Below are 13,320 nucleotides of genomic sequence, written 5' to 3'. Positions count from 1 at the left end.
AGATCAGAAGTAGTTTTTAAAACATAAAGGGAAGTTTTATTTGACCAGCTATGAGAACGATATGCTTAAATGTAAATCCTCCAACAATGACGAGTGTAGAAAGAGTAAGGGCCAATCCCTTTGACATTTCTGAGGACTTGTTTTTGATGAGTGAATAGAGACTACCTAGGAGCGGAAGAACCAAACCACCGAGGATGACTAGACCAATCCATAATCCACCGAATTGATCCATGAGACTGGTTGCTGTTGTAGAAGTCTCTAGAGCCCCACGACTGAGGGAGATTTGCCAGCTCAGTACAAGAATCAGTTGAGCAGCACTTAAAATACAGAATAGCACGGTGAAATTAAATCCTTTAGCATCAGAGGCGGCAGCAATTTCCCTTCCGACCTTTTGTGGTACCCCGAAAGATACTCCAAGTTCTTTAATTAGAATGAGGAGTGCAGTGCCTCCTAATACGGAAGAGACCAGGAATAGAGCGACAACCATTCCTCCAACCCAAAGTGGACGACCGAGAGAGGAGAGTAATAGGCCATGATAACCCCCAACTAAAAGGGCAAATACAGTACCCGCTCCAAGGATCATCTTAAATAATGATCCGCTGGTGTTATTTTTAAAGTAGAGCCAAGCGTAAATAACCGAGAGTACCATAAAGACCGTTTGGAAAAGACCTCCCCAAGATGTCATAGATTGAGGATTGAAGTTATAAAGGGTTGTAATAAAACGTGCGGGGCGACCAAGTTCTGTGAGGAGAAATAGAATTCCTCCGCCTACCAATACGGGCGCTAAGTAAGCCCCTATTGCAGCAAGTTTGTGATAGCGGTCTTTGTCATAGACCGTGAGTAGAATTGAAAGGAGAAATAATCCCACTCCCAACCCCCCGAGGAACAGGTCCAGTGTCACACGGATGTCCCATGGAGCATGAAATTCCATACATTTAACCTCCTTGATTAGTGATTTGTTTCATTAATGTTATTATCAAGGATATTAATACAAAGGTAAATCAGTAAGAAACCCCTGATGAATCAGGGATTTCACCTACATAGGAAGATGGAAATTTAGTTATCCATGCAGTAATTCTTTGCAACCTGTTGCTCTAACAGGGTTTTATTACAAAACAAAAATACCCTTGTAAGGGAAAACCCCTACATGGGTATTTTATGGAAACAAGCAAAAAATAATTTATAACTATTAGAGAGACAAAAACAACTCTTTTTTGAAGAAAGTGATATGTGAAAAAGCACTCATAGTGAACAAATTGGGTTAGTTAGGTAGATACATACCCATTATCAATCGCGAATCGGACAAGATCAGAACGTTTACGACAGCGAAGTTTTTCCATCATTCTTGATTTATGGGTTTCTACGGTTTTCACACTCACCTGTAAAGATTCTGCAATTTCTTTATTCGTATATCCCAATGCTACAAGCTTCAATACTTCTTTTTCTCGCTCAGTTAAAACCGAATCTGAATGCTTACTTTCCCTTTCCGAAAGATAAATTGACTTTACTAGATTTTGGGCTAGGTGGGAGTCGAGATAAATTTCTCCTTTAGCAACATCCCTGATTGCCTGAAGCAACTCGGTATCGGCGGCTTGTTTAAGCACATAGCCGCTAGCCCCTACCTGTAATGCTTCCTGTAAATATTTTTCATCGGCATGCATCGTTAACATGAGAACTTTAGCCGAACTATTTTTTCTGATTTTTTCTAAAGCTTCAAGTCCACTCATTCCAGGCATGGAAATATCGAGTAAAACAATGTCAGGGTTTAACTCTTTCCCTTGCGTAATTGCTTCTAATCCGGATTTCGCTTCTCCAATAACGACCATATCTTTTTGAGAGTTCAACAACATCTTAAGTCCACTTCGTAATACTGCGTGGTCATCTGCGAGGAGAAGCCTAATTTTTGAATCCACTAACATCTCTCCTTTCCACAGGTATCCGGACGTAAACCGTCGTCCCTTGGCCAGGGGATGATTCAATGGTGAATTCTCCCCCTAAAAGAGCAGTTCGTTCTTTCATCCCAGCTATACCTAGATGGTTATCTCTAATAGTTGACTCGAGAGTTTGATCAACATCAAAACCCCAGCCATCATCTTCGATTATGAGGTTCACCAGATCCGGTTTTAGTTCGAGGAGAATGCTAGCATTCAGTGCCTCAGCATATTTTGCTACGTTGGTTAACGCCTCTTGAACGATACGGTAAAGTGTGATTTCGAGTTCTCCTGGGAGACGTTTATTTAGTTTGTTTTGCACATGCAAGTCTACATCTATATTGTATTGACGAGTAAAGGAATTCACGAAGCGCTCTACAGCCGGGATAAGTCCCATGTCATCGAGTACAGTAGGGCGAAGTTCGACGGCTAAACGATGAACTTCCTGCAAGGTTGAGGATGCGAGATCTTTAAGCTCTAAGGCCATACTAGGACTCTTATTAGGGGCGTCTAGCTCAGTTAACAGTTTAAGCCCAATAATAAGAGAGGTTAAGCTTTGGCTTGTTTCATCGTGAAGTTCACGAGAGATGCGCTTACGCTCATTCTCCTGAGCAGAAATTACTTTTTTTAATAATTCTTGACGTACTGCTTCTTTATCCTGCAACTCTTCTACAAGAGCTTCACGTTCTTTGGTATAGCGCTCGATACTAGAGGCCATCAAGTTAAAGGTTTCTCCCAAATTTGCAATTTCATCCGCTCCGAGAGTTGAAACCCTTTGACTATAATCTCCGCGGGCAATCCCTTGGCTTGCTGTAGCTAAATCTCGAATCGGCTTTGTTACTAAATGGGAGATTACCAAAGCTCCCACAAGACCAAACAAGGATATAACAACAGTTGTAATGAGAAGCAGCTGAGATAGTTGATCTACACTTCGATAAAGGCTAATCTCAGACATACCTAGTCTTAACCAACCTACTTTACCTTCGGCTATTGGAACAAGAATATCTAGGATTTCCCCTTCTTCCGATTCTAGGGTTATGGTCCCGTTACTTATAGGGTCAGCTGGAATGGGCCTTATATCCAAAAGTCCGTTAGGAATTCCTTCCTTAAAACTGTGAACGACTAGGTGACCATTTTTATCGAAGATGAGCAGATAGCGAACATCTTCATAATGAGAAGATAGTCCTCTTGCAATCTCGTAGAGGGAAAACGTGTCTCCAACGAGCATAAGGTTTGTACTTCTGGAAGCCACATCACTGGCAATGGCCCCCCCTCGTTTCTCTAATTGTTCGCTTAAAACCTGTTTCATATGGGAACGGGTTTCCATAATCACGATAAGTCCTAGCAACGAGACAAAAAGAATCACAATCCCCATTATCTTGATTCTCAAGGGTACAGAATGAGGTAACGATAGTAATTTCTGCATACGAGTCCTCAACTCAAGCCCACCTCTCGGGACATTTCCCAGACTCTATCATAGAGTGATAAATTCGGGTGGACAAAGCGTTCAAACTCCAAAAATTTTAAGGCCTTTTTTCCTTCTTCATCCAAATGAAGAGTTAAGAGTACGTTTTTAATAAGGGCTCGAAGTTTTGGATCTGTATGAGAGGAAACAACGACAGGAGGATTACCTACTTCTTCAGATTGATCAATTATTTTAACTTTATCCATTAACTCAGGGCGACGGGAAATGGTAAGATCGTAAATCAGGCTATCTACCGCTGCCCCTTCAACGACTCCTTCGGAAACTGCTTTAATCGAGTTATCATGACTGTAAGTGAAGATTGTTTTGTCAAAAAAGGCGGCCGGATTATACCCAGCTTTCTTTATCATATATTGAGGAGCAATGTGTCCGGAGAAGGAAAGTGGATCTGTATAGGCAAAAGTTTTGCCTTTGAGATCTGAGAGGAAATGGACTGAAGAGTTTGAGGGAACAATGATATAGGATCGGTAGGTAGCTGAACCCGCAATTTCAGGGGTAACAAGAATACGATCAGCCTGCTCTTGCTTGTCCTTTCCCAAAAGAGCACCAGAACAAATAAAAGCTACTTGGACATTTCCGCTTTCGACTAAGTTATTGGTATCACTGTAATTTTGCCTTTGCACCATCTGGACCTGTTTCTGGACACGCTCTCCGAGCAAATTCAATAAATCTTCATACAGATTAACATTTTCCATTGGTGAAATTACTGAGGCAACAGCTACTCTGAGAACTTCGAGATTTTTGCCTTGTTCTAAATTTTTAGGAGGCTCTTTAACGTCAGAAAAATTTATTTGAGGCTTGTCGCTTTTGCCTTCGAAATCCCACGATCCCACTGAAGCGGAAGTGAGAATACCCAGCTGTAAAAGGCCAAGGGCTCCAATCCAAATAGCTTCTCTTCGAGTAAATTGTTTATCTAACATATTTCTGCCTCCTCATCCTAATGATAGCTTAATTGTAGAGTTTAAGCTAGAGGATGTTTACTCCAGCATAGAGGAAGGAATTAAGCGCTAAGAAGGAACAGTCCTGCCAGCGCCACAAGTTGAGCCTAAAGGGCTCACAAACTCTAATAAATAAAGCACCTCCCTTGAAAAGGAGGTGCTAACACCAGTATGTTAACTAATTTTGACTTTTTCTACAATCCTTAGTCCCTGCCTATATCTGGTGGGCGATACTGGTCTCGAACCAGTGGCCTCATCCGTGTGAAGGATGCGCTCTACCGCTGAGCTAATCGCCCTAATGAAAATGCGCAACGTTCAGTTCCTACTATAGCCGTCGGTAAATTATGTACATTGTAACAAAAATAAGAATACCCACCACATTCGAATTTCGATTCTCTTACCTCGAATTTCGAATTGGTGGGCCCACTAGGATTCGAACCTAGGACCAACCCGTTATGAGCGGGGGGCTCTACCGCTGAGCTATGGGCCCTTGCTAGGCATCTGAAAAAATGGCTCCCCGAGTAGGACTCGAACCTACAACCTACCGGTTAACAGCCGGTTGCTCCACCATTGAGCTATCGAGGAATGCTCTTGCACGGGTTATTATACGTAATTCACGCTCTATAGTCAAGTCTTTACTAAAAAAATTTCTGTGGTAATTCTTTCTTTCCAGATCTTTTACAGGTCTGTATATAACTTACTCCAAATAATCTTTTAACTTTTTGCTCCTGCTAGGATGACGTAATTTCCGCAAAGCCTTTGCTTCAATTTGACGAATCCGTTCGCGAGTAACCCCGAATTCTTGTCCGACTTCCTCCAAGGTTCTTGTTCGACCATCATCTAGTCCAAAGCGCAATCTAAGCACTTTCTCTTCCCGTGGAGTCAATGTCTCTAGAACCTCTTCTAATTGTTCCTTTAAGAGAATAAACGAAGCAGCCTCTGCCGGAGCTGGAGCATCGTCATCTGGGATAAAATCGCCCAGATGCGAGTCTTCCTCTTCTCCAATAGGAGTCTCTAGGGAGACGGGTTCTTGAGCAATCTTCATAATTTCTCGTACCCGTTCGACGGGAATATCCATGACTTTGGCTATCTCTTCTGGAGCTGGTTCTCGCCCTAATTCTTGCAAAAGTTGCCTTGAAACCCGAATGAGCTTGTTAATCGTTTCAACCATATGCACTGGGATTCGAATTGTCCGAGCCTGATCAGCAATAGCCCGGGTAATGGCTTGGCGAATCCACCATGTGGCATAGGTACTGAACTTAAACCCTTTAACATAATCAAATTTTTCTACAGCCTTAATAAGACCGAGATTACCCTCTTGAATTAAGTCCAAGAAAAGCATACCCCGCCCAACATAGCGTTTTGCGATACTCACAACTAGACGCAGATTAGCCTCTGCCAATCGGCGTTTTGCCTCCTCGTCCCCTTCTTCCATTCGCTTTGCTAATTCTATTTCTTCATCCGCTGAGAGCAGGGGAACTCGTCCGATTTCTTTGAGGTACATACGAACAGGATCATCAATACCTACCCCCTCGGGCACGGTAAGATCCACTTCCGCTTCTTCCTCTACGTCATCCTCCGGATCCTCCACGATGTCATCATCTTCATCAACTTTAACATTATTTAATAGTTCCAGTTCAACTTCTCCAGGTTCTGGCACCACATCTATTCCCATCCGCCCAAGTTGTTGATAAATATCATCAATTTGATCCGCGGAAAGTTCAATCCCTTGAAGAGCGTCCATAATCTCTCGGTAAGTTAGAGATCCCTTCTTTTTTCCTTTTAAAATGAGGGCTTGGACGTTGTCAATTTTTTGCTGTTCGTTCACCTGTCCCCCACCTTCCCTCGGATCCTTCGTTTTGGTGCCTATAACCTTACTATTCGCCACGTTTCAACCGCTCTCCTATCTCTTTCAACAGAGCCATAGCACCTGCCATGTCACCGGATTTTTCTAAAGCTGCCATACGGGCTTGAAGATCTTCGACCCTTTCTTCTTCTTGAGTAGAAAGAATACCTTTGATACAATCTTCTAAAAGCCTCTCAGTTTGGGATATATCTAACTCTTCCAGGAGTAAGCTAGCCAAACGGCTCTGAACCGTTTCTTCGCTATGTGCAGGCAATCTGCCCTCCTGATTGAGATAATCAAAGATTTGTTGATGGTCTGATACCTTCCAAAACGATTCTCCTAGTTTTTCCTTGATTTTCGGCAAATTTGAAATATCTTCTATAAGCAATCGTAAAAGCATACGCTCTGCCCGATAAACCCCTAAATAAACCGTTGGTGAAGGGGGGGGAGTATCACCTTTACAAAAAATTACATCCTTAATATTATCTCTATTTTTTCCAGAACTAACCTGTTTTTGCTGAGAATATTCTTTTAAATCCACATTTTTAGGTTTTTTTTGTTCCAGTCTAGCCATTTCGCGCTGTACTGCTTCCAAAGTAAGGCCAAGTTCTAAACTTAAGAAACGCTCGTACCCTTCTCGCTCGATTGGACTGCGAACCTTCAAAATGTCTGGAGCTAGTTGAACGACTAATTCTGCTTTTTCCTGAATGTTCTGCGGCGGCGCTTCCTTAACAATCGTCCGATATTTAAACTCAACATAGGTCAAAACCTGACTTAATGCTTTTTGAAAGTCCTCCACACCATAACGTTTCAAAAACTCATCAGGATCTTTTGCTCCTGTCAACGTTGCGACGTCCAAGCGCATTCCCGCATCGCGCAGAATTTCTCCCCCTCTTAAAGTTGCTTGGATTCCGGCCTCATCGGAATCGTAGAGAAGGACAACGTGCTGAGTATACCGTCTCAAGAGTTTTGCCTGATCCCTCGTTAGCGCTGTCCCTAAGGAAGCAACAGCATTTGGATAACCGGCATTTTGCAACGCAATAACATCCATATAACCTTCGACTAATAAAGCAAACCCTTTATCACGTATTCCCTGATGCCCTCGATGCATCCCATAGAGGTGATGCCCCTTATTAAAAAAAGTAGACTCTGGGGAATTTAGATACTTGGGTAGTGAATCATCTAAAACTCGACCACCAAATCCAATGGTGTGGTTTCTTCGGTCTAGAATACTAAAGAGGACTCGGTTACGGAAACGATCATAATATCCTCCTCTTTTATCCTGTGCCCCTCTTTCTAAGGCTAGCCCATTTTCTGCTAATTCATGCGGCTGAACCCCTCGCTCCTGCATATAATTTATTAACCCATTCCAACCCTCAGGGGCATAACCTAAACGAAAGCGTTTCATGGTCTCCAGATCAACCCCACGCTTTGCAAAATAGAGTCGTCCTGGTTCACCTTCAGGGGCTTTTATTAAAAGGTCATGAAAGTAGTTGGTAGCTAATTCATGGATCTCTTCAAAACGCCGTCGACGTCGATTTACTTCCCGTTCACGCGGAGACAGTTCTTTCTCTGGAAGCGACACGCCATATCTAGCCGCTAAACTCTGAACACTCTCAACAAACGTCCAATTCTCTCTTTTCATAAGAAATGAAAAGACGTTTCCACCAACGTTGCATCCGAAACAGTAAAACATTTGTTTCTCAGGGGTTACGGTAAAACTGGGTGTTTTTTCTCCATGAAAAGGACAAAGTCCTAAATAGTTTTTCCCCTTACGCTGCAAGCTGACATATTCAGATATAACCTCAACGATATCCGTGCGTGATCGCACTTCCTCGATTACTTCTTCCGGCATAAATTCTTGATGAAGTCTATTGTCCACGTCTCTAGCGCCTTTCAACTTTCAGCCACATATTATTTATTTTGTCAACCCTTACTTTATACATTTCTTTCGCCGAAACTTCATAAAATCCTCTTTTTTAGTTCTTGATTCGTAGAATCTGTTTTTAGAAAGGGTAAAATACCTATTCTCAATTATACTAATTCTTCTTTTTTAGCGATAATACCTGCTTGTTTCGACAATTATTTTAGCCAATAAGTTCTAACTTGACCAACTTACTTGAGAGGGAGAAGCACCGACCTGCCCTTTCGTACATTTGAAAATCATGGTAGTATATAAAGGACAGGAGCTAAGAAATCAAGAAGGTGGTTGCGTTATGTATAGACGATCCTTTAGCACTATCATTTTAACAATCGTTTGTTTGTTTTTAGCAGGAGGCCTTCTAACCGGATGTAATTCCAAAACTCAAGCTGAAAAACCAACCGACAATATAACAACTCCCGTTGCGAAAACTCCCGAGCCAACCTCACAATCCGTAAAATTAACCCTTTATTTTCCTAACTCAGAGGCAACAGGCCTAATCCCCACGGATCGAACCGTCGAGGTAAAGGATCAACAAGTTATTAACGTTATATTTATAGAGTTGGACAATCCTCCTTCTGGACTAGAAAAACCACTTCCCTCAGGAACAAAGCTTCTTAACGCCACTATCAGTGCCGATGGAATAGCATCCATTAATCTCTCCCCAGAATTTAAAGCGAACTTTGGCGGAGGTTCCGCTGGTGAACAAATGACTATGTATAGTATCGTGAACACATTGACCGCGCTGCCAAATGTCTCCAGCGTTCAATTCCTCTTAGCTGGCGACAAACACGATGGTATACTTGGCCATTTAGATACAAGAGTTCCCATCAAACGTAATGAGAGCTTGATTATTAAATCCACATAAGTTAACTAATACCTGAACGGATACCCCTACACTATTATAGTCATAGCCTTATTTTACTTCTGTTCCCCGAAACTTATACTTTATTAATCCAATAAATTAAGTGGTTGAGGCTTACTCTCAACCACTTTTTGTGTTAATTTTGATCATTTTCGACGGATCCTCCTAAGAATTACTTGCGAGGAACAAATAATCTTAAAAAAAGATCAATTGCATAATTATCTGTTAGCCCAGATATATAGTCAACTACCGCCTGAGTTTTATCGCCCCTTGACCAAACTAAAAAGTTTTGAGGCAATTTATTAGTATCTTGGTTATAATATTCAAATAGAGCCTGGACGATGTATTGCCCCTTACGCCGCTCTTCACGTAGATTCAAACTATTGTAGACCCTCTCAAACATGAATTGCCGAAATTCCTGCATAGCACTATTAATCTCGATGGATTGTCTAATATGATCTTGACCGCTTGATGCCTCGATCATGTCTACCACCATCCTGGTAATCATATCACTTGGTTTCACACCCATCATTTGCTTCACGGTCTCAGGCAAGTCGCTTTGGGTCAGCAGTCCTGCTCGTAAGGCATCATCGTAATCATGGCAAAGATAAGCAATCCTATCCCCCGTTTTTACGATCTGACCTTCAAGGGTTTTAGGAATCCCTTCCCCGGTGTGATTCAAAATTCCGTCGAGGACTGATTCCGTAAGATTTAATCCCTCACCCTCGTTGGCTAGGACCTTTAGAATTCGGATCGATTGTTCGTTATGTTCGAAATGGTTGATAATTCGCCTTAACGCTTCCTCCCCGACATGTCCAAAGGGAGTGTGACCAACATCATGCCCTAAGGCAATAGCTTCGATGAGGTCTTCGTTTAATTTAAGCCCCCGCCCGATGGTTCGGCATATTTGGGAGACTTCCAAGCTGTGTGTCATACGAGTTCGATAGTGATCTCCGGCAGGGGAAATATAGACTTGGGTTTTATGTTTAAGACGACGAAACGGTTTGCTGTGCAAAATTCGATCTCTATCCCGTTGAAACTTTGTGCGAATCGGACACTCCTCTTCTTGGCGCTCACGTTTGGCATCCTTGCTTTTTGCAGCATAGGGCGAAAGCCGCTCTTCCTCTTCCACTTCAGTCCGTTGACGAATATTTAGAATCTGATTCATCTCGATTCCCCCTTGTCTTTTTTATTTTAGCACACTGCTAAAGACAAATTCGTGTCGACTGAGGGAATCCTTTTCTAATAGATATCATTACTGGCTAGCACCAGCAGCTTCTGATAAGGTGCTAGCTTGTTTCTCCATACTATTTCTACTAATTATTATTACAGAAGTTAAGATCAGCACCGCAACCAAAGCATCATTTAAAGTAAGTGGTTCACCCGCTAGAGTATAACCGAGAAATACTGCGACAACAGGATTTACATAGGCATATGTAGAAACCAACGCTGTATCGGCGACTTTAAGTAACCAAATGTAGGAACTGAAGCCAATGATTGAACCACAAAAGACTAAGTACCCCAGAGAAAACAGAGAATCAAAAGATACTAAAAGGATATCAAATTGTTTCCATTCACCTGCAAAATGACTTACTACAAAAAAGAAGGCTCCACCAGTAATCATTTGTAATGCTATGGACATAAAAGGCGATTCCGGTTGCGGGAAAACACGGGAATAGACTGATCCCCAGGCCCATGTGATTGCTGCCAAAAAAAGCACTATATACCCCATCCAACTACCTTGGCTTACAGACACCCCTAAGAGGGAACTTTTCACTTGTAAAACCATACCAAAAAACCCAAGAACCAATCCAAATGCTACAAAGTTATTAGGTCGCTTTGCGCCTTGCAATAACCAAGAAATTAAGGTCATCCATAATGGCACCGTAGCGAAGATTATGGCCGCTATTCCCGAAGGTACAAATTGTTGTGCCCATATAATACCCCCTTGGGCAATGAACACCATTATAATACCTAAAAAAGTGCCGTATAGCCACTGTGATTTTGTCGGTGTTTTATGTCCTCTACAAATTTCCCATATGAATAGTATCAGACCTGCTGCGACAAATCGTGTTCCTCCAAGGATAAACGGTGGAATTGTCTCGATTGCTATTTTCATAGCCAGGTAGCTTCCGCCCCAGAAAACATAGACCGCTAATAAGGCTGAAACTATGGGGGTTTGGGATTTAACATTTTTGACAACTAGCATTTTGCACTTCCTCGTTATGCCCCAGCACTTTTTACCAATAATAAATTATAATCTTAACCTATAAATTAGTAAAATGAATGTTTATAATAGTGAAACATCTTCATGTATCGTATTGTAGGGTTTATAATCTTTTTGCTTTTTTTACAGTTCACTTAGACGTCTCAGTGGGGGCATAAAAGATCCTTAGAGGGATATCCTAGTAAAAAATGCGGAGAAAAGAGGGCAAACTGATGAAAGTAGTAGTAACGGGAGCAGCTGGTAAAATCGGGAGATGGACTGTAAGGGAAATCTTAAATGCTGGTCACGATGTTATAGCTTCCGACAGAATATTGTCAGAGGAATCTGCATCTAAAAACTTTATTCAAGCTGAATTACGTGATTATGGTCAGGTATGCCAACTTTTAATGGGAAGTAATGCAGTAGTACATCTTGCAAACATTCCTACAGATGTTAGGAATACCTCACAGGCTATATTCGAAAATAATATGCTGGTTAATTTCAATATTCTTGAAGCTTGTAAAGATCTTAATATTCCTAAGCTTGTTTGGGCATCAAGTGAAACTGTTTTAGGATATCCTTTTGTTCCACAACAGCTTAGTTATCTTCCGTTAGACGAGGATCATCCGAATGTCGTAAAGTCGTCATACGCTATGGCAAAGCTATTAACTGAATACCTCTCAGGAATGTATCATAATGTTACTAACACCCAAATAGTAGCACTTCGTTTTGCAAATATATATGAGCCTGATGAATACTCAAAAATTCCTGCGATGCACTGGAATGACCAACAAAAGGATATTCAAAAGAAAAATGCATGGGCCTACTGCGATGTTCGCGATGCTGCAAAAGCATGTGTTCTTGCAGTAGAAATTAGCAATATTGGTAATCAGGTCTTTCATATAACTGCTCCAGATACAATTATGCCAGATCTTAGCCAAGATCTAGTAAGCAGATTTTTTCCGAATGTATTGTTAAAGAGGGTTCCCCTGGGCTACGAGACTTTAATGTCAATAGATAAAGCTCATCAGATTCTTGGTTATGATCCACAGTATACATGGCGTAATGTACTAAATACCGATGGTACAATGAAAGCATTGCCTCAAGATCAACTTGCTTTAACAAATATATAACAACAAGAAGCTATCATATAAGGACCCAATTTCATGAAAGTTCAAAGTTTTATTCTATATGAGGATGGAGAAACCCCATTTTTTTTCTTAAATACAGTTGCGAAATGACTCATACTTTTAAACCCCGAGGCATAACAAACCTCAGTTATCGACAGTTTCTTATTTTTAAGCATTTCCTTAGCTTTTTCTAATTTGATATCCAATAGAAATATAAACGGGGTTTTTCCTGTTTGCTGCTTAAACACTCGTATAAAGTGATATGGGCTAATGTTAGCTGCCTTCGCCACCTCTTCTAGAGTATAATCCTTATTATAATTATCTTGTAACAACTCAATTGCCTTTCTGATGCTCTTATCCGGGACAAATGTTTTGTACCTGTTCGTACTCTCTTTATTTCCGCCTGTTTGTCGTATTATTTTTGTCGCAATTTGCGTGCTTAGACATTTTAATATTAGATCATATCCTGCTTGCTTAGCCTTGGATTCTTGCATAAATAAACGAATAAGGTATTCAAACTCTGAATCTATTTCAAAAACTGTATTATTAAAAATAATTTCATCAGTCTTGTGTATCGAGTTGTTAACCAAATTAAGAAAATCCTTGTTAAACGAAATGGTAAAGAAACGTACACTTAGCATGGCATCTTTAGGTCCATGAGGCTGATCAGAATTAATTGGCAGTATGTATTTAGGTCCAATATTTAACCTTTTATTTTCAACACCTAAATATTTTAATACTGAATATGAAATAAGAAACTCAAAATCAGAATGATTATGAGAACCTGGGTATAAGTCAAAACTTACATGTGGTTTTGGTTCTAGCATAACTGTAGTGTCACTTGCGTATACGTCAAAGAAATCCTCCATATTCTGGATTGGAAAGGGATAGGGTCCTTCTCCAAATGTTTTTTTTAAATTAACCAAATAGCTTCATCCCCTCTCCATTAATTCCTCTATAGAGTCTAAAGGGTGAATGAAAATTTAATTAATTTACTATT

The 13,320-nt window shown here is 40.9% G+C and carries 11 protein-coding genes and 3 tRNA genes; 2 read left to right on the top strand and 12 right to left on the bottom strand.

Annotation, left to right across the window (positions count from 1 at the left end; genetic code table 11):
• Positions 1 to 16: 16 nt before the first annotated feature.
• The 9 genes from nrfD to dnaG form a co-directional block, all read right to left on the bottom strand.
• Positions 17 to 931 carry an NrfD/PsrC family molybdoenzyme membrane anchor subunit gene (gene nrfD / locus HGJ98_RS12980; RefSeq protein WP_291351834.1) on the bottom strand — a complete coding sequence of 305 codons (915 nt, stop codon included), beginning with the start codon at positions 929 to 931 and terminating at the stop codon, positions 17 to 19.
• A gap of 334 nt (positions 932 to 1,265) precedes the next feature.
• On the bottom strand, positions 1,266 to 1,913 hold the full coding sequence (locus HGJ98_RS12975) for a response regulator (protein WP_367142732.1): 648 nt from the start codon (positions 1,911 to 1,913) through the stop codon (positions 1,266 to 1,268).
• Complete coding sequence (locus tag HGJ98_RS12970) at positions 1,897 to 3,369, bottom strand: sensor histidine kinase (protein WP_291351832.1); 1,473 nt, start codon at positions 3,367 to 3,369, stop codon at positions 1,897 to 1,899. Before HGJ98_RS12970 ends, HGJ98_RS12975 begins: the two co-directional genes overlap by 17 nt.
• The gene (gene phnD / locus HGJ98_RS12965; RefSeq protein WP_291351831.1) at positions 3,366 to 4,334 is read right to left on the bottom strand and encodes a phosphate/phosphite/phosphonate ABC transporter substrate-binding protein; all 969 of its coding nucleotides are present in this window, start codon (positions 4,332 to 4,334) and stop codon (positions 3,366 to 3,368) included. The genes HGJ98_RS12970 and phnD overlap by 4 nt, the downstream gene beginning before the upstream one ends.
• A 239-nt stretch (positions 4,335 to 4,573) precedes the next feature.
• A tRNA-Val gene (locus tag HGJ98_RS12960) sits at positions 4,574 to 4,648 on the bottom strand.
• Between the two features lie 119 nt (positions 4,649 to 4,767).
• Positions 4,768 to 4,842, bottom strand: a tRNA-Ile gene (locus tag HGJ98_RS12955).
• Between the two features lie 20 nt (positions 4,843 to 4,862).
• Positions 4,863 to 4,937 (bottom strand) — tRNA-Asn (locus tag HGJ98_RS12950).
• A 112-nt stretch (positions 4,938 to 5,049) separates the two neighbouring features.
• On the bottom strand, positions 5,050 to 6,240 hold the full coding sequence (rpoD, locus tag HGJ98_RS12945) for an RNA polymerase sigma factor RpoD (RefSeq protein ID WP_291351830.1): 1,191 nt from the start codon (positions 6,238 to 6,240) through the stop codon (positions 5,050 to 5,052).
• Complete coding sequence (gene dnaG / locus HGJ98_RS12940) at positions 6,230 to 8,080, bottom strand: DNA primase (RefSeq protein WP_291351829.1); 1,851 nt, start codon at positions 8,078 to 8,080, stop codon at positions 6,230 to 6,232. The genes rpoD and dnaG overlap by 11 nt, the downstream gene beginning before the upstream one ends.
• Before the next feature lie 334 nt (positions 8,081 to 8,414).
• On the opposite strand from dnaG, the gene HGJ98_RS12935 reads away from it, so the two are divergent.
• Positions 8,415 to 8,987 (top strand): GerMN domain-containing protein, encoded by a 573-nt coding sequence (locus HGJ98_RS12935; protein WP_291351828.1) that lies wholly within the window; start codon positions 8,415 to 8,417, stop codon positions 8,985 to 8,987.
• A gap of 169 nt (positions 8,988 to 9,156) precedes the next feature.
• Here HGJ98_RS12935 and HGJ98_RS12930 read toward each other — a convergent pair whose 3' ends face one another.
• Positions 9,157 to 10,152 carry a deoxyguanosinetriphosphate triphosphohydrolase gene (locus tag HGJ98_RS12930; protein ID WP_291351827.1) on the bottom strand — a complete coding sequence of 332 codons (996 nt, stop codon included), beginning with the start codon at positions 10,150 to 10,152 and terminating at the stop codon, positions 9,157 to 9,159.
• 87 nt (positions 10,153 to 10,239) lie between these two features.
• The gene (locus tag HGJ98_RS12925) at positions 10,240 to 11,193 is read right to left on the bottom strand and encodes an EamA family transporter (RefSeq protein WP_291351826.1); all 954 of its coding nucleotides are present in this window, start codon (positions 11,191 to 11,193) and stop codon (positions 10,240 to 10,242) included.
• Between the two features lie 230 nt (positions 11,194 to 11,423).
• Between HGJ98_RS12925 and HGJ98_RS12920 the strand changes: the two genes are divergently transcribed.
• Positions 11,424 to 12,323, top strand: coding sequence for an NAD(P)-dependent oxidoreductase (locus HGJ98_RS12920; protein WP_291351825.1), 900 nt, complete (start codon positions 11,424 to 11,426; stop codon positions 12,321 to 12,323).
• A 41-nt stretch (positions 12,324 to 12,364) separates the two neighbouring features.
• Here the strand turns inward: HGJ98_RS12920 and HGJ98_RS12915 are convergent, their stop codons facing one another.
• Positions 12,365 to 13,246 (bottom strand): AraC family transcriptional regulator, encoded by an 882-nt coding sequence (locus HGJ98_RS12915; protein ID WP_291351824.1) that lies wholly within the window; start codon positions 13,244 to 13,246, stop codon positions 12,365 to 12,367.
• Between the last annotated feature and the right edge of the window lie 74 nt (positions 13,247 to 13,320).

The sequence above is a fragment of the Desulfosporosinus sp. genome (assembly GCF_014237355.1).
Lineage (GTDB): Bacteria > Bacillota > Desulfitobacteriia > Desulfitobacteriales > Desulfitobacteriaceae > Desulfosporosinus.
The sequence above is the reverse complement of the archived record's forward strand: the minus strand, read 5'-3'. Positions and strand labels throughout refer to the sequence as shown.

What these genes read in the sequence shown, in the direction of transcription:
- HGJ98_RS12920 (WP_291351825.1), top strand. Translation starts at nt 11,424, where the DNA reads ATGAAAGTAGTAGTAACGGGAGCAGCTGGTAAAATCGGGAGATGGACT.
- HGJ98_RS12925 (WP_291351826.1), bottom strand. Translation starts at nt 11,193, where the DNA reads ATGCTAGTTGTCAAAAATGTTAAATCCCAAACCCCCATAGTTTCAGCC.
- nrfD (WP_291351834.1), bottom strand. Translation starts at nt 931, where the DNA reads ATGGAATTTCATGCTCCATGGGACATCCGTGTGACACTGGACCTGTTC.
- phnD (WP_291351831.1), bottom strand. Translation starts at nt 4,334, where the DNA reads ATGTTAGATAAACAATTTACTCGAAGAGAAGCTATTTGGATTGGAGCC.
- HGJ98_RS12930 (WP_291351827.1), bottom strand. Translation starts at nt 10,152, where the DNA reads ATGAATCAGATTCTAAATATTCGTCAACGGACTGAAGTGGAAGAGGAA.
- HGJ98_RS12935 (WP_291351828.1), top strand. Translation starts at nt 8,415, where the DNA reads ATGTATAGACGATCCTTTAGCACTATCATTTTAACAATCGTTTGTTTG.